Here is a 26,048-nt window from a genome sequence, read left to right as displayed (position 1 = left end):
TCTTTATTTAATTCTCTATAGACCTTGATATTTTTCCACAAAAAACAACTAACCAAGGTATACCTCGGTTAGTTGCTTTAAATATATAGGGATCCTATAATTCTATAATTATCAGGAATACAATATTTTTCATAGTCTTCTTTTAAGTCATCATCATAAAGTTGCCATTTTACCTTGAAGCCAGCCTCATTGAAAATTCTCTCCAAATAGAGCATCATAATCCCAGAATCTAGTAAAAGATTTTTCTCTGGTACATCTTCTCCTCCTACTACAAGGATGATTTCTTCTCCGTCTATGATTAATTTCCAAGGTTGCTGATTTTTCCATGATGGAGCCATTCTTGTATGGTATAGAATGTTAGCTAAACCTCTCATTTCGATATCTTCTGTTATAGGTTTTGTGCCCCACTTCTCAAAGTAAACAAATTCGTGAAGGGCCATTCTTGTTGATGTGCTTTTTGGAGTATAGGGTTTATGCAGTTTGGGGTATCCAATGGCTGCTAATGCCACAAGTTCACCATCAATGTTTAGATCTAGATGCTTTTTTAGTTTATCTCCGTCCTCTATGGAGAGCCAACAGCTTCCAAGGTCTAACTCTGTTGCTTTTAACAATAGTTCTTCCATTTGATAGCTGGCATTTTGTAAGTGTTGCGGCTTAACTTCACTAACTAAACCTACATAATGAGGGGCAGTTACAAGGTGTCCACCATAGCCAACTTTGCCTTCTAAGTATTTTGTCTTTTTCTTCCCATCTGCAATAAAAATAAATTGGGTCTTAATTTCTGGTATTAAACCTTCAATTTCTCCACTATAGCTGATTAACTGTAGAAACTTATCTCGATCTACAGCCAGCTCTTGAAAGTCTCTTGTAGAAATTCTATTTTCTATTAGCCATCTATACCTCATACCTATAACCTCCATTTCATTCTATCCTTTCTATTATGTATATACCCATTTAATTTGTATATAACATAGAATTTTATTCCTTTGGAGATTAAAATTTGACTTTCTAATCAAGCATTCATCAACTTTCACAAACTGATAATCAAAATAACCATTAAAACCATTACACTTAATCAATATGAAGAAAGCCTTCCTCCAAAAAATTTAGTGATAAGTTATGTTAAAATACATTATGGAGATTATGGCGATTGTAAGCTAGCCCTTCTTTATGTTAATTTTTCTTCTATTGACTCTAAAAACTGAATATCCTTTGAAGTTAGTTTAGTATAGAGTTCTTCTCTATATATTTTACTTTCATCAACTTTTCTTCTCTTACCCTTTTTCTTCTCTATATCTACCCAAGATATTTTCTTATTTCGGTAATAAAGGTCATAATCGACTAATCGGTATCCTTCAAGGGTATATTCTAGTCCCATAAGAATCTTCTTAATCTCATGGGGGGTGCAGTAGGTAAATAGACGTATTTGGTATGCCAAGACTGAAAACAATGCTAAGGCATGGTCTTTTGTCCAGGTTTCACCTAATATCATTCCTAATTCTAATTTTGATAAGATATGAATTAATCTGTCGTAGTTTTCTTGATACTTTCCACTAGAATCATAAATGTTGATCCTTAATTCATACCATTGTCCTTCTTTCAAATTTTGGGTAATAAACCTTGTTCCTTCTATCCTTAATTTTTTATAGATTTGGCTTGCGGGATGAGGTAATAGGATAATTGGAAAAATCAAATCCTTCTCACCTAAAACTGAATTGATCGGTTTATGGGTTAATGTTAATAGGGTATCGCCCTTTTCCCCTTTACAAATTCCATCTTCCCAATTAACCAACTCCCCTTGGAAATCTTCTACTAAACGATGCATTATCTTTTTTTCGTCTCCTGCCACCCTCATAACCATCCATGAAGGGCCCATATCTACCCGATGAACCCACTTTTCAATATGGCTATTAATGATTTCTGATAGGCATACTGATGAAACTTCATTAACTAAAATAATTTCTTTTGCATCTTCTACCAGTGTTTTTTCTTTATTTGGCTCTGTAAGAAAGCATAGTGTACTATCTTCAGTCGCCACATCTAATCCACCCGGTAATTGGATGTTTAAACCTTCTAAATGGTTAATTAGAAAATTTTTGACTTCCTCAATTTCATCTGATCGAATAAATAAAAAACGTGGACCCATCCTTAAGAATAGCATTTTAAAATCCCCCTATCTATATTGATATTTTACCTTTTTCCATCCTTCTAAATCTGTTGGTTGCTATAGGGTATTGGATTTGGTGTATCTCCCTAGACTCCAAATCAATAATATTAACGCTTATTAAACCATTTAATCCGATGTGTTGGTTTTTTTGATAATGAGGACTAAAATTGTGTCCAAATAAATAATAATCTACACCTTTTGGTATTTGATCTGGATAGTGATTTATATAAAACTTATATCCTTCAATATTTACGATGCCATTTTTTATTACATACCCTTTTTTCATATAATTCTTCAAAGATTCTTCGTCATCATGATTTCCTATAGCATAATAAATTTTAGCATTACTATTTTCTTCTATAAGAGTTACAATTTTTTCAAGCTCTTCCATATAGGTTATCAACAGTCTTTCATCGGTTTCCAACTTTATATTGTCTACGATATCCCCAGTATGCACAATATATTGTGGATTAATTTCTTGAAGGAGCTTTTTTATGAATGGAAAAATATTTGAAGGTGTATCACTAATATGAAGCAGTAATGGGCCTTTTTTCTTTTGTCTAAACTCATCTGGGATATATGGATGGTCTAAAATAAAGCACTTTATTTTTTCTATTATTGTAAATTTTCTCATTATATCCCCTCCTTAATGAATACGGTACAGGAGTTAATAAAAAAAGTCAACAAAAAAAGACTAGCAAATACTAGCCTTTAATTCTTCAGAATTACCCTCCTCCAACTGGAGGAAATATTGAAACTACATCATCTCTCTTTAATAAAGTATCAAGTTCTCCATCTCTACCGTTAATTAATAATATGGCTACTTCCTCTTCTTCGATGTTTAGTGCCTTGATAATCTCTCTAGGGGTTACCACATCCCCCAAGTCTAACATCAGTTCTTTTCCACGACCTTCTCTTAGGGTGGCAAACAGCCTTACTTTTATTTCCATCTTCCTCACCTCCTATGGACATACTACAAGTTTTCTTCCCCATAGACAATCTGCACAGGAAGGTTGGCAACCGTAGCAGTCATCTTCTGTTGTTTTAGGAAATTCGCATCCTTCCACCAAGTCACAGTCCATACAGGATGGATATAAATTATTGTGAACCATATATCTAAACTGCTGATATGCCCGACAGTTCCAAATATCTAATAAAGTATCCTCCTTTATATTGCCAAAGGAATATTTTTTCACTTGCTTTTTCCTTCCAAAAACGTATTCCTCATAATCATGGGATAGACGATAACAGGGTATGATATCCCCTGCTGCCGTAATATAGGTGGTAATATGATCTATGAAGTTACATCTTCGTTCTGTCTTCAAATGGGTTTCGGGTAAATAGATACTTACACCTTTTCTTAGTCCATAATTCCTTACTTTATGCCATAGTTCCTTCATTTCCTTATTTTCATTTATGCTATATAATATTTTATCCTTATTCTCTATTGTCTGGGGAATTAAGCTAGATATAACAACACCCTTACAGTCTAATTCTTTTCCTAAGTCGATGACTTGAAATAGGCTTTCTATATTCTCTTTTGAAGAGACAAACTGCAGATAGATATTAGGCTGAGTTTTGCCTTTAGCCTTCTTAAGGGACTGTATTTTTTTTATTCCCTCAATAACACCATTTAAGGGGACTCCCCTAATATTTTGATAATATTCTTCTACTCCGTCTACAGATATGGTTATATTAGAGGTAGTTTCAACTAACTTATTTATTAAGCTATCTTTTAGAAGGGTTCCATTAGTTGTAACATGAAGATTGTAATTTTTCAGTTCCTCTAAAACCCCTTCTATATTATGATAGTATGTGGGTTCTCCAATTCCACCCAGTACAATTTCTTCTAGTCCCTCCAAGTTTTTAATGTTTTCTAATACCTTATTTAAGGTCTCATCTTCCATATCTTGAAAGGCTTTGTCCCAGCTTCTTCTATAACAAATCGTACAATTTAAATTACATCGATCCGTTAGCTCAAGATAGATTTTCTTAATGGTCTTATTTTTTATATAACTTACTTCATATCCATACTCCTTCATAGTTTTCCCCTCTTTATTATTTAAGAAGAGCCTCCAAAGAAGCTCTTCTTAATATTAATCATACCTTTTATAAAACTGCCTATGCCTCTTCAGTTGCTGTAGCTAACATACCTAACTTTTCTAGTCTTTCTTCTGTTGGTACACCATTTTCATCCCAACCACGTGCCTTGAAGTATGCTGGTAATAACTCACCTAATCTAGCTACATTACCCTTAGATGGCCCATCTACAATACCTTCCTCCAACAGTCTCTTCGGAAGGGTGTCGTCAGCTATTGATAACCCTGATTCTAAGTTAAATAATTTCTCTAGGTTCCAAATTCTTTCCCCTGCCTCTAGTATAGACTCTGCAGTGTGGTCTGTGCCACAAACAGCATTGTACATATCAGCATAATCTTGTGGCCCCATTGCGAAGGATGTGAATAAACATAAACCTAAAGAGTCGATACTTGCGGTTAAATCTTGGAAAATTTTAACCCATTCTGGTTTTCCTTCTAATGCAAAACGGTCTAACTTTTCAGGTAATGCTAATATTTCAGGTGAAATTAGATAAGCCCTTACATGGCATCCACCTCTATTAGAAGTTGCATAAGCTAACCCTTGACCTTGGATTCCCCTAGGGTCATAGGCTGGTAATTCTTGTTTCTTAACTGACATCGATAACTCTGGTACGCCATAGGATTCACATAGTCTATAGGAGCCGTCTGCTAACTTATCAGCCAACCCTTCCCTTAGACCCATTCGCTTAGTCCATTCAATAACAGCTTCTGCATTACCAAATTCTAACGGTACACCAGCTGTTTCCTCTTCTTTTATAAATCCTTTTTGATATAGCTCCATAGCTGCTGCAATGGTCGTTGATGCAGAAATCGTATCTATACCCATTTCATTACACCAGTAGTTTGCCTTTATTACTGCACCTAAATCAGATACGCCACAATCTGCTCCAAAGCCCCAAATTGTCTCATACTCTGGACCACCAGCTTCTAAGTCATCAACCTTACAGTGGCGACCACAAGCAATAGGACAACCGTAACAGCCTACACGTTTTACTAGGTACTTTTCTGCTAAAGTTTCCCCACTAATTTCTTCTGCAGCTGCAAAAGTAGAAGTTTGGAAGTTATTAACTGGAAATACACCGTTTTCATTAATAATATTAACAAGAACCGCTGTTCCGTAAGTTGGAAGACCTTGGCCAGTAACACCATTTTCTCTTATTTTTTTATTACAGTTTGATACAACTTCCTTTAGTTTATCTGGATCTGCAACAGCTGGTTTACCTGTTCCTCTAACAGTTATAGCCTTTAGGTTTTTAGAACCCATTACTGCTCCTACCCCTGATCTTCCAGCGGCACGATCAATATCGTTCATAACTGCTGCTATTTTAGATAAGTTTTCTCCACCTGGCCCAATGTTAGCAACTTTAACCTTAGGATCTCCAATTTCTTTTAATAAAGTTTCTGTAACAGCTGAAGTAGTCATCCCCCATAGATGAGCAGCATCTCTAATTGTTACTTCATCATTATTAATGTTAATATATACAGGCTTATCAGATTTTTCTTCAATAATAATCATGTCATAGCCAGCCATTTTAAGCTCTGCTCCCCAACGACCACCAGAGTTTGAACAGGCAACAGTATCTGTTAATGGTGACTTTGTAACTACCATATATCTACCGCCAGTAGGAGTAGGTGTACCACTTAGGGGACCCGATACAAATATCAGTTTATTTTCTGCACTTAGGGCATCAATTTTGGGATCGATTTCATCCATTAAGTACTTCTCACCTAGTCCTCTTCCTCCGATATACTTCTTAGCCAAATCCATGTTTAAGGCTTCTGTCTGAATAGTATTTTCCTTTAAATTAATTCTTAAAACTTTCCCAGTATAACCGTACATATAAATCCCCCTTGCTTTAATTTTATTTCACTTAACATTATTGCAAATATTATGCCATCTTCCTGTTATCGCTGTTTGTCCTACTACAACATTTTAAAATTATCTAATTGCAATAATTACACAGCTATCCTTCATTATATTTCATAAAAAAAACCACCCTCTTATTGGGGTGGTTTTAGATAATCGTTCTATTTTAGAACAGATACTGATTTTTGCATTGTTCCATATTAGAACAGTGTTCCAAATTAGAACAATCAATTTTATACTTGCTAATTTTACGATATAGGGTATTTCTACCAATTCCTAGTGCTTCTGCTACCGTTGTTATATTTCCATCATACTTAATTAACAGATTTATAATATGCCTTTTTTCAACATCCTCTAGTTTTTCTTCTTGAAAACAGTTGAACTGATTATGGGTGGTTGTATTGCTTGCTGTTTGCTCTGATAGATCCCATATCAAACTGCTATTGTCTGTATTAATAATATGCTCTACCTTGTTTTCTAATTCACGAACATTTCCTGGCCACGGATATTCAACCAGTCTCTGAATCATATGACTAGGCAAATTAGCTGAAGTTTTCCCTAATCTTAAGGCCTTTACCGTCATAAAAAAATCTATTAATAGGGGTATATCATCTTTCCTTTCCCTTAAGGGTAATAGTTTAAGGGGAAGTACATTAAGCCTATAGAAAAGATCTTTTCTAAAGGTCCCTTTTTCAACTTCCTTTTTAAGGTCTTTATTTGTTGCCGCAATAATTCTAACATCTACTGCAATCTCTTTATTTCCACCAATTCTGAAAAGGGTCCCTTCTTCTAAAACCCGTAATAAACGCACCTGCATATCTAAGGGCATCTCCCCTATTTCATCTAGAAAAAGGGTTCCTCCATCGGCTAACTCAAATTTACCAAACTGCCCCCCTCTTTTAGCTCCTGTAAAGGCTCCTTCATCATAACCAAAGAGTTCGGACTCAATTAGATTCCTTGGTAAGGCCCCGCAATTTAAAGCGATAAAGGGCTCATCTCTTCTGCTACTATAATTATGAATAGACTGGGCAAAGACTTCCTTTCCAGTACCACTTTCCCCTGTAATTAGAACAGTTGAAGGGCTATTAGCAATCTTTTTAGCATAGTTTAATATTTTTAAGAAGCGTTCACTTCGCCCTATTATATTGTCAAAGGTATATACTGCCTGTTTTCCAAGCATTTTGTTGGCTAGTTTTTTTGCCTTCTTAACTTCCTTAATTACACAAACAACCCCTTGGGTTATTCCAGCATTATCTAAAATTGGATACCCACTTAATATACAATGTATTTTCTCTTTTTTACCCTTTAAGTAGGCTTCTTCTTCTAAATAACTAATGTTTCTTGCTACGCTATCTTGAATTCCCCGCCATCCTTCTAATATATAGTTGATCTTCATTCCTACCATTTCTTCTTGGGTATAACCTAGCATCTCTTCTGCCGCTTTATTTACAGTCTTGATGTATCCCTTTTGTCCCACCGTAAAGATACCATTTGCGATGGAGTCAATAATTGTTTCAATCGATGTTCTTGCAACAACTAGCTTGTTATTTATTTCATTATTTTTAAACATTTCTTCAATTGCATTTACAGCAGCCACTACCATTCCTAAAGTATGGGAATGAACTAAACTGCTGTGGCCTGTTAAATCTAGGGTCCCTATAATTTCCCCCTTCAGATTTCTAATGGGGGCTGCTGAGCAAGTCCAACGATGATAAGCCAAAATATAGTGTTCCTCCTCTGAAACTTGAACGGGGTAGCCTTCTTCTAAAGCTGTTCCCATAGCATTTGTCCCTATATGTTCTTCATTCATATAAGCTCCTGGTACCATTTCCAGTCTAAAGGCAATATCTAAAACATCTTCATCGCCTGTGACATTAAGAATACAACCTTCTCCATCGGTTAATATTGCCAAGAAGCCAGAGCCTTTAACAAAATTATATAACTGCTCCATAAAAGGACCCGCAGTAATAATTAGTTCACTGTTTTCTTCCAATTTTTTTTGCAGTTCTGCATCTTTTAATATTTTTGAGCTATATACCCGAGTATAGTCTACGCCCATTTTTTTACATCTTTCGTGAGATCTTTCAATATATGGTTTTTGAGTCATTTGATCAACTCCATAACTTAATCCAGTTTATTTTATTCTAAAAATTCTGTTATTAATATTATGTAATTAATTATTGTTTTTGTCAAATCTAGAAATACTTTTATATATAATAATTATTTATTAAGTATTAGTTTTAGAAGAGTATTTTTCAACTTACAGTATTAGGTTCTTAACTTAAAAAAAGAAATAGGGTAATCCTATCTCTTTTTTGTCTCATAATCCTAAATTTTAATTCTAATGACTATTCTAATTATTATTTATAAGTCTCTACTTATATACTTCAGATAATTTTAAAGACTTGCAGCAACCTCTAATGCCTTATCATAGTCTGGATGGTTAGTAACTTCTTTAACATATTCTACATATTTTACAGTATTATTTTTATCAAGGACGATTACTCCCCTACTTAATAGCCTTAGTTCTTCAATTAAGAACCCATAGGCTGTCCCAAAGGATGCATCTTTATGATCTGATAAAGTAATGGAATTTTCTATGCCTTTTGCTGCACAATAACGGTTTAATGCAAAGGGTAGGTCCATACTGATCGTTACTACAATCACGTCCTTTAACTTAGCTGCTTCTTCATTAAAGGTCATTGTTTGAAGGTCACATACCCCTGTATCTATTGATGGCACTACACTTATAAGTTTTACTTTATCATCCATGTCCTTTAATCCATAGGGCTTTAATTCCTTTGTTAAGGCAACAAAGTTTGGTGCTTCTTCTCCCACCTTTAGTTCCTTCCCTACTAACGTAACAGGATTCCCCTTCATGGTTATAATCCCTGTTCTTTTTTCCATTTTATCTGCCCCTTTCAATACTTTTACATTCTTTTATTACTAGATACCCCCATTCATGTATTCCAATCATTTTTAATAAAAATTATATGAGAAAACATTAGATTTTTAAAGTAGCTTTCCTATGGTAAAATAATTTCATGAGTATAGTAAATGCTATTAAAACTAGAATTTTTATTCTATGAGGGAGTGAAGCTTGTGAAAAAAATTAAGACTGCCTGTTCCTTAGATTGTTGGGATACCTGTAGTATAGAGGTAACTGTCTATGACGATAAAAATTTGAAGGTTAGGGGGGATCATAGCCATTCCATTACGCAAGGCTTTTTATGTCAGAAGGGAATGCAACATCTAGAAAGAGTTAATAGCCCCCATCGAATCACTTCCCCCATGAAGAAGATTGATGGAAATTGGATTAATATTAGTTGGGACCAAGCTTTAGAGGAAATAGCTCAACATTTAAGAAACATTCTAAATGCTTATGGTGCTTCTTCCCTACTCCTATACAGTGAATCTGGCCATTGTGGGTTGAAGAAGAACATTGATACTGCTTTTTTTAATAGCCTAGGTAAAGTGACCCTCCCTATAGGTAGTTTATGTTGGGGAGCTGGAATTGCAGCACAGAAGGCTGATTTTGGTAAAGTATTAAGTCATCCTCCCCAAGATCTATTAAATTCTAGAACCGTCATTATATGGGGTAGAAATCCTGTTAATACAAACGTTCACCTCGTTCCATTTCTAAAGAAAGCTAAGGAACAAGGAGCAAATATCGTTGTTATCGACCCTATTAAAACAGCTACAGCCCATCTAGCAACCCATTATTATCAAATAAAACCAGAATCAGATGGACACCTGGCTTTAGCTATGGCAAAGATTCTTATTAATGATAAACTACATCATATGGAATTTTTAAATAATTATTGCGACGACTTTGCCAGTTTTGAGGCAGAATTGCAACACTTAGAATTAGATTCATTAATAGAAGCTACTGGTTTAACCTTTAAGGAAGTAAAAGAACTAGCTTTTCTTTATGGTATGTCATCACCTTCAAGTATTATCTTAGGTTATGGTCTTCAGCGTTATCCCAACGGCGGTCGTAACATTCGCTTAATTGATGCCTTAGCAGCAGTGACTGGTAATATCGGTGTCTCTGGCGGAGGTGTTAGTTATGCTAATCAATTTATTAAGCAATGGATTGACTGGGATTATTTAAGTAATCATCAACATGGACAACAACCTAGCTTTATCCGTTCTCAGTTTTATCAGTATATCCTTGAAGAAAGGCCCGATGAAATTAAGGGAATGTTTATTACTAAGGGAAACCCACTTTTACAGCTTCCTAATACCAATAAAACGAAAGAAGCCTTTGATAAGATTCCTTTTAAAGTAACCATTGATCTCTTTATGACAGATACAGCGGCTGCTTCAGACTACATTTTACCCTGTACCCATATATTTGAAGAAGAAGATTTTCTTTATTCCTCTATGTGGCATTCCCACTTTTTTTATACCCAACAGGTTTTACCTCCAAGGGATGGTGTGAAAAATGAGTTTGAAATTTTTAATCTACTGGCTCAAAAGTTAAACATGGTGGAGTTTGTAAAGCATTATGGAAAGGAAGAACAATATCTTGAAAGGGGCTTAGGGCCACTCTTAGCTAATATTGGTCTATCATTAAAGGAGTTACAGGGTAAAAATTTATCGATGGAGGGAAATGAAATTCCTTGGCGAAATAAACAATTTGCTACATCCACGAAAAAGTATCAATTCATTAACCTAAAAAATACTAAGGTGACAAGATCTACGACAGCTAAAGAGGATTATCCACTACAACTTCTTAGTCTTCACCCTAAGCATTCTTTACATTCTCAACATTTTAATAGGGTTGAAGAAGGGGTGCTTCCTAAGGTTTATTGTAATCGTGAAACTTTAAATACTTTTAAAATTATTATTGATCAACCTGCTGAGCTTGAATCCCAATATGGGAAAATTAAAGTAATTCCTCAATTAGATGAAGGAGTAGGAAATAATCTTCTCTTAATCTATGAAGGTTGGTGGCTAAAAAATCAAGGTGTAAATACCTTAACCCCCAGCGGTGTTTCAGATATTGGTAATCAGGCCATTTATAATCATTGCTTCTGTAGGATTAGTTCCTTAGGTAAGGGAGAAACTACATAATCACACTGTTAATCTTAAATAACCTTTATTCATAAAAACTATGATCCACAAGTACTATCATATCATTCACGAGTATTGTTATTTCAAATCCATTAATTGTAAATTGATTTATCATAGTCATTAAATATCCCCTTTGGTTTGCGATGAAGTTGACTTCTCACCAAAGGGGTAATTTTTATTTGTTTTCCTGTTCTTTTATTAACTGATCTAGGGTCATAAGATGTCTTTCATCCGTCTTAAGGATCTCTTCTACCATTTCTAAACTACCTCTGTCTAGATCTCCTTTAATTATTTCTTTGACTGAAGACACTCCCATTTCTTCTCCTTTATATAGTTCCTTCAACATTATCTTGTCATTTCTAACAATACCTTCAATTTTAAGTTTCATATCTGACATCAAACCTGCAACACCAGTAGATTCCTTTGGATCTCCACCCAGTTTATAGATTCTATCGTTGATTTCCATGGCGTGTCTTTTATGGTCTTCAAGGATCCCATTTAATTGGGTTTTTAAATGATTATTTGCTAGGGTAGACATCACTGTTTCATAACCTTTGATAGCCATATGTTCTCCTTGTAAGAGCTGATTTAGTGTTTCAATATTTGGTTCATTCAATTTTTATCACCTCACATATTAATTTTTTGTATCTGTGTTCTTTTTTATTCACTTTGATTTTTTCCATAATTAATAACTCATATTTAAGGCTATATAGCTAACACTAATCTTGAAAGGAGTGATTAAATATGCCATGGAAAAAAGGAAAAGTTACTTTAGCTGATGGTTCTGTCTATAATGCTGATTTATTAATAGAAAATGGTGATGAGGTTTGGAACGTAAAGCTTCACAGCGATCAAGGTGTAATTGAAGAAATTGTTCCAGATAACTTTGCTTCTAAATTGAATAAATCTCCTGAAGAAGTCTACCCCTTCTCATATCAACTAGAACAAAAATAATTATTGTAAAAGGACTGAATTTTATAGAATTTAGTCCTTTTTATATGCTCAAATGAGGTAATACAAAAAAAGCAAGTAATTATAGAATACTTGACTATAATTACTTGCATAGGATATTGAATTATTTAATATGTCCCATAAAGAGTTTAGCTAAATCTTCAGGATGGTGGGTATATCCTTCCATCTGCGCCCATTGACTTAAGGAATCTAACATTTCTGGTGATAGTTCTTCATTTAAAAATAGTGGTCTTGTATCTTTGTTTTCCTCCATAAAAGATCCCTCCAATGTTTTAATTTTTCCTTTCATATCCCTTCAAAAAACGATTCTTTATATGTTTCTCTTTATTCTCTTACACTATTCTTTGAAGTGTTTCTAAAATTATTCTTCCCTTACCTATTGAAAATTATTCTCAAATCAAATTTTATTTACGCTAAAACTATCCCTACCTTTTCCTTCTTTACTATCCCTTTTGACAATCATCACAGTAAATGGTGATATAGGTCACATTTTCTTAAAGCATTATCATGTATTATGTTATTGTAATCAAAAAACAGCAATAATTTATTATTTAAATATAAAAGGAGGAAATAATTATGTTTTGTTATCAATGCGAACAAACTCCAAAGGGAGGATGTAAAAGCCATATCGGTGTATGTGGTAAAGATGAAAACATCGCCAGCTTACAAGATACAATGATTTTTGGTTTAAAGGGTATCGCAGCTTATGCTACTCATGCTGCTCAATTAGGTTTTAGAGATCCTGAAGTAGACCAAATTACTCAAGAAGCACTTTACATGACTTTAACAAACTCTAACTTCAACTTACAAGAACATATCGGAATGGCTATGAAAGTTGGTACTGCTACTGTTAAAGTAATGGACTTATTAGATAAAGCCCATACTTCTTTATTAGGAGTTCCTCAACCAATAACTGTTTCTGAAGATAAAGTAGAAGGACACTGTATCCTAGTTACTGGACATAACCTATTTGCTTTAGAACAATTATTAAAGCAAACAGAAGGTAAAGGTATTAATATCTATACTCACTCTGAAATGCTTCCAGCTCATGGTTATCCAGAACTAAAGAAATATCCTCATTTAAAGGGTAATGTTGGTAAAGCATGGTATGATCAAAGAAAAGTATTTGAAGAATTCCCAGGTTGTATCCTTGGAACAACAAACTGCTTAATGCCTATTAAAGGAAGCTATTCAGACAGATTCTGGTCATATGATGTAGCTGGTCTTGAAGGTGTAGCAAAAATTGAAAATGATGACTTTACTCCAATGATCGAAAAAGCTTTATCTTTACCAAAAGCTAATATCGAATCAGATAAGACTTTAACAACAGGTTTCCACCATGAAACTGTGTTAAGCATTGCTCCTGAAATTATCGATGCTGTTAAAGCTGGAAAAATCGCTAGATTCTTTGTAATTGCAGGTTGTGACGCCCCTGGTAAAGGTGGAGAATATTATAGAGAATTAGCAACTTCTCTTCCAGAGAACTGTGTAATCTTAACTACTTCTTGTGGTAAGTTCAGATTTAACGATGTTGACTATGGAGTAGTTCCTGGAACTAACATTCCAAGATATATCGACTTAGGCCAATGTAATAACTCAGGTTCTGGCGTTAAAATTGCATTAGCATTAGCAAATGCTTTTGAATGTGAAGTAAACGAATTACCATTAAGCATTGTTCTTTCATGGTTTGAGCAAAAAGCTGTTGCAATTCTTTTAGGATTATTCAGCTTAGGTATCCAAAACATCTATATTGGACCAAAACCACCAGAATTTATTTCTGAAGGAGTATTAAAGGTTTTACAAGATACTTTCAACTTAAAATTAACAGGAGATGCTAAAGAAGACTTAGCAGCTATGTTAGGATAATCTCCCATAAATAATAAATAAAAAAGTAATAACCCGCCAAATGGTGGGTTATTACTTTTTATAGAGAAATAATTCATTTAATTATATCTTTATTAATTTGTTGCAGTCCTAAAAAGATTATTGGTGCTTACATATTTATGTTTGCATATTTATGTTTATATACTTCTTCTGATCATTAACTATAATTCAACTTGATAAATTTCAGAATACTTCTCTTTTAAATATTGGATAAGATGCTTAGGATTAATTCCTTCACCAGTAACCTTTTCTACTAGTTCGCTTGGTTCTAGTAATCTTCCATAGCAATGGATGTTATCCTTTAACCATTTTAGTATTTCTTTGAAATCTCCCGTTTCTACTAAATTATGATAGTTTGCTAGGTCTTTTTTCATTTGATTAGTAAATTGTGCTGCATATATATTACCTAGCGAATAGGTTGGGAAGTACCCCAACATACCACCTGACCAGTGCATATCTTGAAGTACACCTTCACTATCTTTTTCTGGCCTAATGCCAAGATACTCTTCCATCTTATTATTCCATAAAGTAGGTAGGTCTTTTACTTGTATTTTACCACTAATTAGATCTTTTTCTAATTCGTATCTAACGATAATATGTAAATTGTAGGTAACCTCATCTGCAAATATTCTAACGAGGGAAGGTTGTATCACATTAATAGCCCGATAGATTTCATCTGTAGTGACCTTCTTAAACTGTTGGGGAAAAGTTTCCTTTACTTCCTCTTCAAAGAATTTCCAGAATCCTTTGCTTCTCCCTACAACATTTTCCCAATATCTTGATTGTGATTCATGAATCCCTGTAGAGGTTCCTTTACAAAGATTAGTATCCCTTAATTCTATTGGAAGGTTTTGATTATATATGCCATGTCCCCCTTCATGGATAGAAGCGTAGAAGGCACTTTGGAAGGAATCTTCTGCAAAGTTTGTCGTGACACGCACATCTCCTAAATTGAGTCCGATTGTAAAAGGATGAGCACTAACATCCATTCTACCTCTATTGAAATCATATCCCATAAGATGTAATATTCTTAAACTTATTTGTTTCTGCTTTTCAATATCAAAGGTATTATTAAACATACTTATATCTGGAGTATTTGAAGATTCGTTAATTTTGTCTAATAACTTAATTGTCTCCTCTTTAAGATAGCTAAATATCTCATCTAAAATTTTTACAGTCATCCCTGGCTCATATTGATCTAATAAGGCATCATAAGGGTGTTCTTGATATCCCCATAATTCTACCATTTGGCGATTATATTGAATAATCTCCTCTAGATAAGGCAGAAATAAATTAAAGTCATTCTTCCCCTTTGCTTCCTGCCAAACTGCTTGAGCCTTTGAGGTAAGAATTTTGTAAGCCATAAATTTTTCTTGAGGAATTTTTTTATTACGACTAAATTGTTTATGTTCTTCAACTACTGATTTTTTAATGATCTCTGGCAATTGTTGAAAATTTTCCTCCTGCAATAGTTCGTTAAGAAGGTTCTCCATTTCTGGTGAAGTTGATATTTTTAACATTTCACTTGCCATCGTTCCTATTACCTGAGAACGTCCCTCCACAGCTCCCTTTGGTGCATTTGTATGTAGGTCCCAACTCATTAGTCCTGTTGCCTCCATAAAGTGATTCCGCTTTTTTGTCAAATTTAAATATTGCTCAATAGTTGATTGTAAATCTCTCATTTTATTCCTCCTCACATAACTAGTAATGATCAAGCCATATAAAATTCCTTATATAGATATTTTATTATTTCTATTGGCATAAGTCAAAATTTAATAAATATTTTATATTTTGTATCAATAATATAATTGTATCTATTTTCTTACCCTAAATAAACCTATGATGGTAACTTTATTTAGAGTAATTATCTACAATGCTTAAAAACCAATACCTATATATCATTAGAACAATCTTTTAGCCCCTAAAGGCATTATGCAATATCCTCAACTTATATTATTTTTATTTTTCAGTTTTTTAAAAATATACAGTTAATATTTTATTTTTGCTTTTGAAAGTGATATAATATATTTAGACATTCTAAATAATAATCAAGGAGGAAATATGGACTACGGAAGTAAACGCCAACTAATTTTAAATGGAGCAATGCCAAAGGTGATTCTAACCTTAGCAGCCCCCATTATGTTCAACAATTTTGTTCAAACTCTTTACAACCTAGCAGATACATATTGGGTTAGTAGCACGCTTGGAACAACAGAAGTTGCTGCCATCACGCTGGTTTTTCCTATCATCTTTTTAACTTTATCCCTTGGTATGGGGGTTAATATTGCTGGTACGGCTTTAATCTCCCAATATACAGGTTCTGAAGATAAAAAAAGTGCCAGTCGAGTCGCTAGTCAAATGTTCTGCTTTTCCCTTATTCTATCACTATTTTTAAGTGTAATTGGATACTTCGCTACACCTACTATTATCAGGGCGATGGGAGGAGAAGGTGATATTTTAAAGTATGCTTCACAATATCTTAGAATTATGTTCTGGGAAATGCCTTTTATCTTTATGTTTTTCGTTTATAATGCCATCAAGCAAGGGCAAGGCGACACCGTCAGCCCAATGATTCTAAATGTTTGTGGGGTTGTTCTTAACATTATTCTTGACCCAATTTTTATCGTTACCTTGGGACTAGGGGTTCCAGGAGTTGCAATTGCAACAGTACTTTCTAGAGGTATCTTTGCAATTTATGCTGTCTATACTCTATTTGCCCATAAAAATGGAATCACTCTTAGCTTGAAAAACCTGCGTATTGAAAAAGAAGTATTATTTAAGATTATTAAAATCGGTTTTCCAGCTACAGTTGGTCAATCGGCTTCTGCCATTGGTTTTATTTTTCTTAATTCTTTTGTTTTAGCCTATGGTGATCATACCTTAGCTGCCTTTGGAATTGGTAATCGAATTAATTCATTGATTCTAATGCCTGTTATGGGAATTGGTAATGCCTTAGCCACAATCATTGGTCAAAACCTTGGAGCAGAAAATAAGAGTCGGGCTAAGCTAGCCTTTAAAACAGCTATAAAGCTTTCTACCTTATTTATGGTGGCGGGGGCTATTATAATGTATTTCTTATCTGAGAAAATTGTAGGTATATTTATAAAGGATAATGCAGTCACTTTTCAGCAAAGTCTAGACTATTTAAGATTAATTTCTGCTTCCTTACCCCTTATGGGCTTCTTTCAAGTCTTTGTTGGAACCTTTCAAGGATCTGGCCATACCTTCTATGCTATGATCATGGAAATGGGCCGTCTTTGGTGTCTACGGGTACCAATGATTGTACTATTTGGCAGATATACCAACTGGGGGGCTAATGGTGTGTGGTATGCGATGGTTTTAAGTAATGGATTAATCTGTCTGGTGGGTTTATTAATTTACTTTATAGGAAACTGGGAAGAGCGAGTTATCCATAAAAATGTATTGGCTAATTAAAATCCTCAAATATAAAGTTCTTGAGGATCATAATCTTTTATTGATAAATTTAAGGATATATCTATTCAAAACAATAGTTTCCTATTCGTTATAACAAAGTAATCCTTCGAAAGATTTAAAGGATGACTTCGTTGAAACTCATTACATTAAGTACTTTAATATTAAAGTAATTCATTTTCATTCTACTGGGTGATTTTGATCATAAGTGTTTCCTATTCGTTATATATAAAATGCTAAGGACCTCCAATGGAGGCCCTTATTTCATTATTTTATATCCTATAATAATTTAATTGATTACTATTTTAATATCCTTCTTTTTGTCTTTGGTGATTAATTTCATTTTTTTTCAAATATGCAGTTGTTATTTCATCCCACCTAAACCCTAATGCCTTTCCTAATACAATAAAACTTTGCCATAGGGCTAAATAGTTTTCTTTTGAATTGTTTTGCTGAAAGTTTGAAAGGTGACTATAAACCTTTAGGAACTGATGGGTTGCTATCACTTCTTCATCAGACTTTACTTCATTTATATCACTTGTATACTGTTTTTCAAGACCAATGCTTAAAATAAAGTGGAGACAATCTACGTATTCTTCTAAAATAATTGACTTTTCAGAAGGACCTTTTTTACTCCAATATTTAAAGCACCTTGTTTCATTTGCTAATTCTCCTAATTCCACTTGGAGGGCTAGTATTTTCTCAGATATTAAGTCCCTTCCCTCAAGTTGATGTTCTTTCAGAATTTTCCTATCTAGCTCTTTTTGTATATGATAAAGTTCATTAATATTCATTTAATTCCTCCCCTTTAATTTCATTAACAAAAGAAAAAGCTTAAATATGTATAAGATTTTCTATTATTAAAGAACCTAAGCTGTAGTAATTTAATTACCTTATTCATTTTATCATATCTCTTATTATTATTCTATCCAACATAGGTAGGATAAAGGATACCTTGTTTCTATAAAAACATGCATATTATTTCAACAAAACGAATATTTCTACAAATTTATATTGTTATATTGGTGGGTTTTTGGTATATTAATAGTATAAATATACATTAGGAGGTATTAGTTATGCAACAATTTTCTAATAAAGCCCTCTGGAGTGGACGCTTTTCTAGCTCTCCTGCAGAAATTATGCTTCAATTTAGCCAATCCTTAGACTATGATTGGTTATTCTATAAACATGACTTAATGGGAAGTCGTGCCCATGCTAAAATGCTACATAGCATTAATTTTTTCTCTGATGAGGAACTAGCTAAAGTTCTAAATGTCCTTGATGAAATTGAAGATGAAATTACAACTGGGACATTTCAACCTAAAATAGCCCTTGAGGATGTTCATATGAACATAGAGTCTAGATTAATCGAAAAACTTGGACCCTTAGGAGCAAAAATTCATACTGGCCGATCTAGAAATGACCAGGTAGCTACTGATTATCGTCTATATATGAAGGATGCTATTAAAAAGCTACAAGAAAAGTTGATCATCTTTTTAGAAACTCTTTTAAACAAAGCTCAGGAGGATATTAATGTTGTTATTCCTGGTTTTACCCACCTTCAACATGCACAACCGGTGTCTATGGGTCATTATTGGATGGCATATTTCTGGAAGTTTACAAGGGATTTTAAAAGATTTAGTAATGCCTATACAACTACTGATGTTAACCCTCTAGGTTCTGGAGCTTTGGCAGGATCTACCCTACCCCTTGATAGGGAGTTTACTAGAAACTTATTAGGCTTTGCAGTCACTTCAGAAAATAGCTTAGATACTGTTTCCGACAGGGACTACCTATTAGAGTTTTTATTTGCTGCCTCTACCTTTATGCTTAATACCAGTAGACTAAGTGAAGATTTAATAATCTGGTGTACTTCAGAATTTGATTTTATTGAGCCTCCAGACGCTTTTTGTACAGGCTCAAGTATGATGCCTAATAAAAAGAACCCCGATGGGCTAGAGCTTACCAGAGGAAAAGCTAGTGGTGTTATAAGTGGTCTTTACGATCTGATGACTAACATAAAGGGCCTACCTTTAACCTATAACCGAGATCTACAAGAGGACAAGCGCCCTGTCTTCCACGCTATTGCTACAGTTGATATTGTATTAGATGTTCTAACTCCTCTAATTGCAGGGATAAAGGCTAAAGAGGATAAGATTAAACCCCACTTAGAAAAGGGATTTTTATTAGCCACTGATATAGCTGAATATTTAGTTATAAAAGGGGTTCCCTTTAGAGAGACCCATGAAATTGTCGGTAATATTGTTCAATATTGTGTTCAACAAAATAAGAACTTTGAAGATCTTACGCTGGAAGAATGGCATCAATATCATTCTACCTTTGAGGCAGATATTAAAGAGATTCTTTCTCCTTTGGCCGCTGTTGATAGAAGAAGTACCTTTGGCGGTACAGCTAGAAGTGAGGTTGCTCGTCAAATTGAGGTAGGAAAAGAAATGGTAAAGGACATGAAATAGCCTTATCAATTTTATATTAGTTAGTGTATATGTTTAAAACCCCATAACAAGATATCCGATATACCCCTCTTAATGATATACAGTTTTATTATTTTAACTGTCTACCATTAGGAGAGCATATCAATCTTGAAATGGGGTTTAATTTTATTTATTCTAACTTTTAGCGATGTTTTAGTTATATCTGTTTAGTTATGCTTAACTATATTATTTATTCTTTTCCACAGCACTTCTTATATTTTTTACCGCTTCCACATTCACATGGATCATTTCTACCAATCTTATCACCCTTAACAACTGTCTTGGTAGCATTATATTCCTTTTTAATCTCTTTTCTCTTTTCTTCAGTAAAGATCTCATCCCATTGAGGTAATGTATATAACCAGTCAGCCTTTACAGCCAACATGTTGAAGTATAATTTTTCTAGGTCAATTTGAAGGTTTAATTGGCTATCTTCAGTTAATGCTTCTAAATCTTGAGCCTCAACTAAGCTATCGTTAACTCCATCGATAAAGCCCATAAAATAAACTGGAGTTACTTCATACTTTGTAGCTAAATCTTTTAATGTACCTACTAAGTTTGTTTCTTTTGTTCCTAGAATACTTTCGTAGATTCCTTTTTCAATTTCACAGTACTCTTGCCAAAACTTATTTACCTTATCTTGGTCTGTTTCTTCAAAAGCAATCTTACTCCATTGTTCATGTAAGCTCATTTTAACTACTCCTCTAATAATTATTTAATTTAATTTCATTACAATATTATATTATAACTTTATGAGAGTTGCAACAATATTAAGCTTCCACCTGTTTATAAATAGCCTTTGCTTCATAGATATTATACTTTTTATATAGGGTAAAGCTTAATAGACATCTACAGGCTAAATCTACAGCCATAATACCCCAAACTGCTGTGATCCCCCAACCCATATAAGAGGTAAGTATAAAGGAGAAGGGTATTCTTATTCCCCATAGCCCAGCAGTAGCCACAATCATAGGAACTTGTGTATAACCAGCACCCCTCATAGCACCATTCAATACCCCCGAAAGGTTCTGAGGAACTTGAACAATTCCCATAAATAAAAGGTATGTGGCTCCTATAGCAATAACTTCTGGTTGGTCTGTTAGTAAACCCATCGCCTGTGACGGGAAGATGAGTAAGATAGCAGTACTAATAGCAGTAAGCATCATAGACCGTTTTACAATTTCTCTTAGATATCTTCTGGCTAAATTAGGATTTTGTCCCCCTAAAGCTTGCCCAATGAAGGCTGTTGCAGCTACCCCAAACCCTGCAGCTGGCATAAAAGAGATTGATTCAACCTGGAAGCCTAATTGGTAGGCTGCCATTGCTGTTTCTCCAAAGGAAAGAATGATCTTAGTAAGAAAAATTGCAGATACCTGCCAAAACATAGCCTCAACCGAAGTTGGTGCACCGACCTTATAAATATCAATAACCTCTTTCATATTTAGCTTATAAAACCCTTTACCAGGCTTACCTAAAACCCCAGTTTTACTAAATAAAATATATAATCCAACCATAGCTGCTGTAAATTGTGCTGTTGCTGTAGCCATAGCAGATCCTCTTAAGCCTAGAGTGGGTAGACCAAATCCACCATAAATTAATAGATAATTTAAGGATATGTTGATTATATTCATGACTAGGGCAATCTTCATAGGTGTCTTAGCATTACCTGTCCCCTGTAAAACCCCCGCCACTATTTGGGTAATAGCTAGGAAGGGTATACCAAAGGAAATCGTTCTTAGGTACATAGCGCTGTTATCCATTAGAGCCCCATTATTACCAAAAATGCTTAAAAGGGTTGGAGCCTTCCAAAATACCAATTGCTGTAACGCAACTACTAATATAATAGAAGAAACTAATACTTGCTGTACAATTTTTCTTACCTTGGCCATGTCATTAGCCCCATAGGCTTGAGCAACAAAGACAGTTGCCCCTGTAGTTATTCCTCTAAATAATGCCCAAATCAATTGGGTAATTCGATTACTAAGTCCCACTGCTGCTACTGAAGTAGTATCAATTCTACCAATCATAGCCATTGCTACAATACCCGAAGACATTTGCAATATACTCTCTAATGTAATCGGTATGATCATAGCATAGATTTTTCGTTTCAGTTCGATGTCTGTTAATGTAATCTTTTCACTTGTCATATCCTTCGACTCCCTAACTTTTAATGATATCATTATTATATCATTTTAGAGTGTCATTGCATAAATTATTTGCAAATTCATAAAATATTATTATGTTGTAAGTTTATAAAAGATTTTTAAATTTGATGTTATAACTTCACTGATTTGGATATAAATAAATTAGTGATTAATAATGAAACAACATACATATTATAAGGAGGTTATTTATCATGAAAAGTTTAGGACAATTATTACAATCTGGTGATTGGAAAGGCGAAAAGCACGTTCCTGTAATTCACGCCCCAGAAAAGGTAAGTGCTGGAGAATCCTTCGAAATTAAGGTATCAATTGGAGACGCCGTTGCTCATCCAAATTCTTTTGAACATTACATAGCTTGGTTTAAAGTATTTTTCCATCCAGAAGGAGCTAAATTTCCAATAGAAATTGCAAACTTTGATTTCCCAACCCACGGCGAAGGTGACAACTATACAGAACCAGTTGGTCTTGCTTCTGTTAAATTGAGCAAGTCTGGTACTATTCACGCTATTAGCTACTGTAATATTCATGGGTTATGGGAAAACTCTAAAGAGATCACTGTTGAGTAACCCCTTTCCTATTAATAGATCATATTTAAAAAATTGCAAAGTACTTTAACAATAAACTTAAATACACTTATGCAATACCTTCATTAATTTACTAAAAAGAGAAGGCCTACATCATTATTTGATAAGGACCTTCTCTTTTTATCTTTCTCTATTTATCTGAGGAAATTGCATAATACCATAAATCTGAATTTATATTCGTTTTATGCAAAGGTGAAAGCTGAGTCGTGCATTGTGAAATGAGTAATTTCCTTGATAAAATAATCTATTACTCATTGAACACTAAACAGCGAAGTTTTCATTTTGCATTCATATAAATTTAATATTAATTATGCAATTTCCTCATCTATTATATCTTTTATATCTGCTCTATTAAACTTTTTAATCTCTTTAATCTTTTTTTAATTTTTTAGCAAGATGATTTCCCGCCGACTGTACTCCCTGTACAAGAAGTATTAAGATGAGCACTGTTGTATACATAACCTGTTTTTCATATCTTAAATGCCCGTATCGATAAGCTAGGTCTCCTAGTCCACCTGCTCCAACTAGTCCTGCCATTGCTGTAGCACCAATTAGTCCAATAATTGCTATTGTCAAACTAAGGGCAATGGAAGGGCGGGCTTCTCGAATCATTACATTCCAAATAATATCCTTTGTGCTAATCCCCATTGCTTCATATGCCTCTAATACGCCACGGTCCACCTCTAATAAGGAAGACTCCATTAATCGTGCTACATAGGGTGCACTGTAAACCACTAAGGGGACTAAAACCCCCCTAACTCCTATAGAAGTCCCCATTAGTAGTTTAGTAAAGGGAAGTATGAAAAATAGCAAAATGATAAATGGTACTGAACGAATCATATTAATAAATGTATTTAGAACTTGATAGACATATTTGTTTTCATAGCTTTTTCCTTCTCTTGTTAGTACTAAAATAATCCCTAAAGGTAACCCAATTATAACTGCAAAGAACATAGCTATTGATACCATTTGAAGGGTTTCTAAAGAGGCTCGCCATATGGTACTACCCCATCTCTCATTAAATGCTGCAATATTCAAGATCATTACCCTTCACCTCCTCTATTTGTATGTTTCTATCCTTAAGGTAGGCTACTGCCTTAGCAGTTTCCTCCCCATCCCCTTGAATGTTAACAATTAATCTCCCATACTGATGCTCTTTTAATTGGATGATACTTCCCGATAATATGTTTGGATAGACATGAAACTCTTTTGCCAATGCTGCTAATATTGGCTGACTCGTTACTTCACCAACAAAGGATAGGGTAATTACCTCACCTACTTTTCTTTCCTGCTGAATTAATCCCTTTGGAAGATCATTAGGAAATTGACTATTGATAAATTTCTTTGTTGTCTCGTGTTTTGGTGAAGCATAGATCTCTAGTAATGAGCCTTCTTCAACCACCACACCATTTTCCATTACTGCTAACCGGTCACAAACCTTTTGAATAACATTCATTTCGTGGGTAATTAACAATATTGTGATTCCTAACTCACGATTTATCTTTAGTAAGAGTTCTAAAATTGCATCAGTTGTTTCTGGATCTAAGGCGCTTGTAGCCTCATCACTCAATAGAATCTCTGGTTCATGGGCTAGAGCCCTTGCAATAGCCACCCGTTGTTTTTGTCCTCCTGATAATTGTGAAGGATAAGCCCCGTGTTTATTTTCCAACCCTACAATTGCTAGATATTTTTCTACCCTTTTATTAATTTCAGCTTTGTCTACCCCTGTTAATTTCAATGGAATGGCAATATTATCAAAGACTGTTGCCGTTTTCAACAAATTAAATCCTTGGAAAATCATTCCGATCCTTTTTCTACTTTCCCTTAGTTCCTTTGGGGATAGATTTGTTAAATCTACCCCATTGATTAAAACCTCACCCGAGTCTGGTTTTTCTAATAAATTTACACATCTTATTAATGTACTCTTGCCGGCACCACTGTGGCCTATAACTCCATATATTTCCCCTTTTCTAACTTCTAGGGATACGTTGTTTAAGGCAACTAACTTGCTACTAGAAGTAGTAAAGGTTTTACTAATATTTTTTAACTTTATCAAATTTACCACCCCTTTAAGCTTTCTAGGCTAATTTTCTTATTACCATGCTGCAACAATTGAACCTTGAAATCTTTCTTCAATAAACTTTCTTACTTCTTCTGATTGATAGATTCTTACGAACTTATTTAGTGTAGCATCATCTTTATTTTCAGTTCTAACAGCTACTACATTTACCCATGGCGAATCATTTGGTTCGATAAAGATAGAGTCTTCTGTTGGTACATAGCCATGTTCTATTGCAAAATTAGTATTAATTGCTGCTGCCTTTAATTCTCCCAACTGTCTAGGTAATTGAGATGCTTCTAGTTCTATAAATCTAAGGTTTAGAGGGTTTTCGACAATGTCTTGAACAGTGGCCCTAACCCCTACTCCCTCTTTTAGAGTAATTAGACCTGCATTTTCAAATAATATTAGAGCTCTTGCTCCATTGGTGGGGTCATTTGGTAGCCCAATTCTATCCCCCTCTTGAATCTCAGAAACGTCCCCTATATCTTCAGAATAGATTCCCATCGGAAAGTTTACTGTCGAAGCAACTTCAATTAAATCTAAATTACGATCTGCCTTAAAATTATCTAAGTATGGCTTATGTTGAAACACATTAACATCTAGATCTCCTTCTGCAAGGGCGATATTAGGCATTACGTACTCTGTAAAGACTTTAATATCTATCTCTAAGCCTTCTGCTACTGCTAATTCTTTAACCTTTTCCAAAATTTCTTCGTGGGGTCCTGCTGTCACACCTATAACCAATTTATCTTCATTCAAAGTTCCTGTAGTTGTTGTTTTTTGAGTGCAGCCCACCAAACTAACTAATAACACCAATGCTGTTAACACAATAATAATTCTTTTCATCATTAACACTCCTTTTCTTAATTAAAGTAATAAAGTTATAACGTTATAAAGCGTTTAGGTATTAGCTTTCCCTTGATTCGTCCCCCCTCTGATTTTGAGCAATAAAAAACTCTCTGCAAAAGACAGAGAGGCAACGTAAGCACAGTTTACTTGTCTCTCTTATCTTTCGAAACATAATGATGTTTCGTAGGAATTAGCACCTTTACTTAATCGGCATTAAGTACGGTTGCTGGGTTTCATCGGGCCAGTCCCTCCACCTCTCTGGATAAGAGTTTAATATTATTCAATTATTATTTAACTATTATTAATATTTATTAAGCATAGATGTATTATATTACACTAACTTCCCCTCGTCAATACATAATTTTTTTATTTTTAGTAATATTTTATATTTTTAAG

General features: G+C 34.2%; 23 protein-coding genes and 1 riboswitch. Of the genes, 6 read left to right on the top strand and 17 right to left on the bottom strand.

Annotation, left to right across the window (positions count from 1 at the left end; translation table 11 throughout):
- Positions 1–77: 77 nt before the first annotated feature.
- The 8 genes from T335_RS0107045 to tpx all read right to left on the bottom strand — a co-directional run bounded on the left by T335_RS0107045 (position 78) and on the right by tpx (position 9,040).
- Positions 78–905, bottom strand: coding sequence for a nitroreductase family protein (locus T335_RS0107045; RefSeq protein ID WP_026476914.1), 828 nt, complete (start codon positions 903–905; stop codon positions 78–80).
- A gap of 263 nt (positions 906–1,168) precedes the next feature.
- Positions 1,169–2,161 carry a hypothetical protein gene (locus T335_RS0107040; protein ID WP_026476913.1) on the bottom strand — a complete coding sequence of 331 codons (993 nt, stop codon included), beginning with the start codon at positions 2,159–2,161 and terminating at the stop codon, positions 1,169–1,171.
- 16 nt (positions 2,162–2,177) lie between these two features.
- Positions 2,178–2,801 carry a metallophosphoesterase gene (locus T335_RS0107035; RefSeq protein WP_051569187.1) on the bottom strand — a complete coding sequence of 208 codons (624 nt, stop codon included), beginning with the start codon at positions 2,799–2,801 and terminating at the stop codon, positions 2,178–2,180.
- A 91-nt stretch (positions 2,802–2,892) separates the two neighbouring features.
- Positions 2,893–3,117, bottom strand: a complete 225-nt coding sequence (locus T335_RS0107030) for a MoaD/ThiS family protein (protein ID WP_026476911.1) — start codon at positions 3,115–3,117, stop codon at positions 2,893–2,895.
- Positions 3,118–3,129: 12 nt separating this feature from the next.
- Positions 3,130–4,209, bottom strand: coding sequence for a tungsten cofactor oxidoreductase radical SAM maturase (locus tag T335_RS0107025; protein ID WP_051569186.1), 1,080 nt, complete (start codon positions 4,207–4,209; stop codon positions 3,130–3,132).
- A gap of 79 nt (positions 4,210–4,288) precedes the next feature.
- Positions 4,289–6,106, bottom strand: coding sequence for an aldehyde ferredoxin oxidoreductase family protein (locus T335_RS0107020; RefSeq protein WP_026476909.1), 1,818 nt, complete (start codon positions 6,104–6,106; stop codon positions 4,289–4,291).
- A 193-nt stretch (positions 6,107–6,299) separates the two neighbouring features.
- The gene (locus T335_RS0107015) at positions 6,300–8,240 is read right to left on the bottom strand and encodes a sigma-54-dependent Fis family transcriptional regulator (RefSeq protein ID WP_026476908.1); all 1,941 of its coding nucleotides are present in this window, start codon (positions 8,238–8,240) and stop codon (positions 6,300–6,302) included.
- A gap of 290 nt (positions 8,241–8,530) precedes the next feature.
- On the bottom strand, positions 8,531–9,040 hold the full coding sequence (tpx, locus tag T335_RS0107010; protein WP_026476907.1) for a thiol peroxidase: 510 nt from the start codon (positions 9,038–9,040) through the stop codon (positions 8,531–8,533).
- A 195-nt stretch (positions 9,041–9,235) separates the two neighbouring features.
- Between tpx and T335_RS0107005 the strand changes: the two genes are divergently transcribed.
- A complete protein-coding gene (locus T335_RS0107005) occupies positions 9,236–11,212 on the top strand; it encodes a molybdopterin-dependent oxidoreductase (RefSeq protein ID WP_026476906.1) in 1,977 nt (658 codons plus the stop codon).
- A gap of 175 nt (positions 11,213–11,387) precedes the next feature.
- Here the strand turns inward: T335_RS0107005 and T335_RS0106995 are convergent, their stop codons facing one another.
- Positions 11,388–11,828, bottom strand: a complete 441-nt coding sequence (locus T335_RS0106995) for a DUF2383 domain-containing protein (RefSeq protein ID WP_026476905.1) — start codon at positions 11,826–11,828, stop codon at positions 11,388–11,390.
- A gap of 128 nt (positions 11,829–11,956) precedes the next feature.
- Between T335_RS0106995 and T335_RS0106990 the strand changes: the two genes are divergently transcribed.
- Positions 11,957–12,166, top strand: coding sequence for a hypothetical protein (locus T335_RS0106990; RefSeq protein ID WP_026476904.1), 210 nt, complete (start codon positions 11,957–11,959; stop codon positions 12,164–12,166).
- A gap of 121 nt (positions 12,167–12,287) precedes the next feature.
- On the opposite strand, the gene T335_RS22220 is transcribed toward T335_RS0106990, so the two are convergent.
- Entirely contained in the window at positions 12,288–12,437 is a 150-nt protein-coding gene (locus T335_RS22220) for a hypothetical protein (protein WP_156943641.1), read from the bottom strand.
- Positions 12,438–12,760: 323 nt separating this feature from the next.
- Here T335_RS22220 and hcp point away from each other — a divergent pair, with 323 nt between their 5' ends.
- The gene (gene hcp, locus T335_RS0106980; RefSeq protein WP_026476903.1) at positions 12,761–14,050 is read left to right on the top strand and encodes a hydroxylamine reductase; all 1,290 of its coding nucleotides are present in this window, start codon (positions 12,761–12,763) and stop codon (positions 14,048–14,050) included.
- A gap of 179 nt (positions 14,051–14,229) precedes the next feature.
- Here the strand turns inward: hcp and T335_RS0106975 are convergent, their stop codons facing one another.
- Entirely contained in the window at positions 14,230–15,750 is a 1,521-nt protein-coding gene (locus tag T335_RS0106975; protein ID WP_026476902.1) for a carboxypeptidase M32, read from the bottom strand.
- A gap of 379 nt (positions 15,751–16,129) precedes the next feature.
- On the opposite strand from T335_RS0106975, the gene T335_RS0106970 reads away from it, so the two are divergent.
- Positions 16,130–17,503: an MATE family efflux transporter gene (locus tag T335_RS0106970; protein ID WP_026476901.1), complete on the top strand. Its 1,374-nt coding sequence runs from the start codon at positions 16,130–16,132 to the stop codon at positions 17,501–17,503.
- Between the two features lie 302 nt (positions 17,504–17,805).
- Here T335_RS0106970 and T335_RS0106965 read toward each other — a convergent pair whose 3' ends face one another.
- The gene (locus T335_RS0106965) at positions 17,806–18,294 is read right to left on the bottom strand and encodes a dUTP diphosphatase (RefSeq protein ID WP_026476900.1); all 489 of its coding nucleotides are present in this window, start codon (positions 18,292–18,294) and stop codon (positions 17,806–17,808) included.
- A gap of 282 nt (positions 18,295–18,576) precedes the next feature.
- On the opposite strand from T335_RS0106965, the gene argH reads away from it, so the two are divergent.
- A complete protein-coding gene (gene argH / locus T335_RS0106960; protein WP_026476899.1) occupies positions 18,577–19,974 on the top strand; it encodes an argininosuccinate lyase in 1,398 nt (465 codons plus the stop codon).
- A gap of 208 nt (positions 19,975–20,182) precedes the next feature.
- Here the strand turns inward: argH and T335_RS0106955 are convergent, their stop codons facing one another.
- The gene (locus tag T335_RS0106955; RefSeq protein WP_026476898.1) at positions 20,183–20,683 is read right to left on the bottom strand and encodes an SEC-C metal-binding domain-containing protein; all 501 of its coding nucleotides are present in this window, start codon (positions 20,681–20,683) and stop codon (positions 20,183–20,185) included.
- Positions 20,684–20,762: 79 nt separating this feature from the next.
- Positions 20,763–22,139 carry an MATE family efflux transporter gene (locus T335_RS0106950; RefSeq protein WP_026476897.1) on the bottom strand — a complete coding sequence of 459 codons (1,377 nt, stop codon included), beginning with the start codon at positions 22,137–22,139 and terminating at the stop codon, positions 20,763–20,765.
- A 209-nt stretch (positions 22,140–22,348) separates the two neighbouring features.
- Between T335_RS0106950 and T335_RS0106945 the strand changes: the two genes are divergently transcribed.
- A complete protein-coding gene (locus T335_RS0106945; RefSeq protein WP_026476896.1) occupies positions 22,349–22,723 on the top strand; it encodes a class II SORL domain-containing protein in 375 nt (124 codons plus the stop codon).
- Between the two features lie 387 nt (positions 22,724–23,110).
- Here T335_RS0106945 and T335_RS0106940 read toward each other — a convergent pair whose 3' ends face one another.
- From T335_RS0106940 to T335_RS0106930, 3 genes are read right to left on the bottom strand one after another with little or no spacing between them, the layout of a single operon-like run.
- On the bottom strand, positions 23,111–23,785 hold the full coding sequence (locus T335_RS0106940) for a methionine ABC transporter permease (RefSeq protein ID WP_034327930.1): 675 nt from the start codon (positions 23,783–23,785) through the stop codon (positions 23,111–23,113).
- Positions 23,760–24,797 carry a methionine ABC transporter ATP-binding protein gene (locus tag T335_RS0106935; protein WP_026476894.1) on the bottom strand — a complete coding sequence of 346 codons (1,038 nt, stop codon included), beginning with the start codon at positions 24,795–24,797 and terminating at the stop codon, positions 23,760–23,762. Before T335_RS0106935 ends, T335_RS0106940 begins: the two co-directional genes overlap by 26 nt.
- A gap of 39 nt (positions 24,798–24,836) precedes the next feature.
- Complete coding sequence (locus T335_RS0106930; protein ID WP_034327927.1) at positions 24,837–25,649, bottom strand: MetQ/NlpA family ABC transporter substrate-binding protein; 813 nt, start codon at positions 25,647–25,649, stop codon at positions 24,837–24,839.
- Between the two features lie 156 nt (positions 25,650–25,805).
- A riboswitch (SAM riboswitch) is annotated at positions 25,806–25,921 on the bottom strand.
- Positions 25,922–26,048 lie beyond the last annotated feature (127 nt).

The sequence above is a fragment of the Alkaliphilus transvaalensis ATCC 700919 genome (assembly GCF_000621485.1).
In the GTDB taxonomy this organism is placed as follows: domain Bacteria; phylum Bacillota; class Clostridia; order Peptostreptococcales; family Natronincolaceae; genus Alkaliphilus; species Alkaliphilus transvaalensis.
The sequence above is the reverse complement of the archived record's forward strand: the minus strand, read 5'-3'. Positions and strand labels throughout refer to the sequence as shown.

Coding starts and splice junctions, on each gene's coding strand:
- T335_RS0107045 (WP_026476914.1), bottom strand. CDS start 905: ATGAGGTATAGATGGCTAATAGAAAATAGAATTTCTACAAGAGACTTT.
- T335_RS0107040 (WP_026476913.1), bottom strand. CDS start 2,161: ATGCTATTCTTAAGGATGGGTCCACGTTTTTTATTTATTCGATCAGAT.
- T335_RS0107035 (WP_051569187.1), bottom strand. CDS start 2,801: ATGAGAAAATTTACAATAATAGAAAAAATAAAGTGCTTTATTTTAGAC.
- T335_RS0107030 (WP_026476911.1), bottom strand. CDS start 3,117: ATGGAAATAAAAGTAAGGCTGTTTGCCACCCTAAGAGAAGGTCGTGGA.
- T335_RS0107025 (WP_051569186.1), bottom strand. CDS start 4,209: ATGAAGGAGTATGGATATGAAGTAAGTTATATAAAAAATAAGACCATT.
- T335_RS0107020 (WP_026476909.1), bottom strand. CDS start 6,106: ATGTACGGTTATACTGGGAAAGTTTTAAGAATTAATTTAAAGGAAAAT.
- T335_RS0107015 (WP_026476908.1), bottom strand. CDS start 8,240: ATGACTCAAAAACCATATATTGAAAGATCTCACGAAAGATGTAAAAAA.
- tpx (WP_026476907.1), bottom strand. CDS start 9,040: ATGGAAAAAAGAACAGGGATTATAACCATGAAGGGGAATCCTGTTACG.
- T335_RS0106990 (WP_026476904.1), top strand. CDS start 11,957: ATGCCATGGAAAAAAGGAAAAGTTACTTTAGCTGATGGTTCTGTCTAT.
- T335_RS22220 (WP_156943641.1), bottom strand. CDS start 12,437: ATGGAGGAAAACAAAGATACAAGACCACTATTTTTAAATGAAGAACTA.
- hcp (WP_026476903.1), top strand. CDS start 12,761: ATGTTTTGTTATCAATGCGAACAAACTCCAAAGGGAGGATGTAAAAGC.
- T335_RS0106975 (WP_026476902.1), bottom strand. CDS start 15,750: ATGAGAGATTTACAATCAACTATTGAGCAATATTTAAATTTGACAAAA.
- T335_RS0106970 (WP_026476901.1), top strand. CDS start 16,130: ATGGACTACGGAAGTAAACGCCAACTAATTTTAAATGGAGCAATGCCA.
- T335_RS0106965 (WP_026476900.1), bottom strand. CDS start 18,294: ATGAATATTAATGAACTTTATCATATACAAAAAGAGCTAGATAGGAAA.
- argH (WP_026476899.1), top strand. CDS start 18,577: ATGCAACAATTTTCTAATAAAGCCCTCTGGAGTGGACGCTTTTCTAGC.
- T335_RS0106955 (WP_026476898.1), bottom strand. CDS start 20,683: ATGAGCTTACATGAACAATGGAGTAAGATTGCTTTTGAAGAAACAGAC.
- T335_RS0106950 (WP_026476897.1), bottom strand. CDS start 22,139: ATGACAAGTGAAAAGATTACATTAACAGACATCGAACTGAAACGAAAA.
- T335_RS0106945 (WP_026476896.1), top strand. CDS start 22,349: ATGAAAAGTTTAGGACAATTATTACAATCTGGTGATTGGAAAGGCGAA.
- T335_RS0106940 (WP_034327930.1), bottom strand. CDS start 23,785: ATGATCTTGAATATTGCAGCATTTAATGAGAGATGGGGTAGTACCATA.
- T335_RS0106930 (WP_034327927.1), bottom strand. CDS start 25,649: ATGAAAAGAATTATTATTGTGTTAACAGCATTGGTGTTATTAGTTAGT.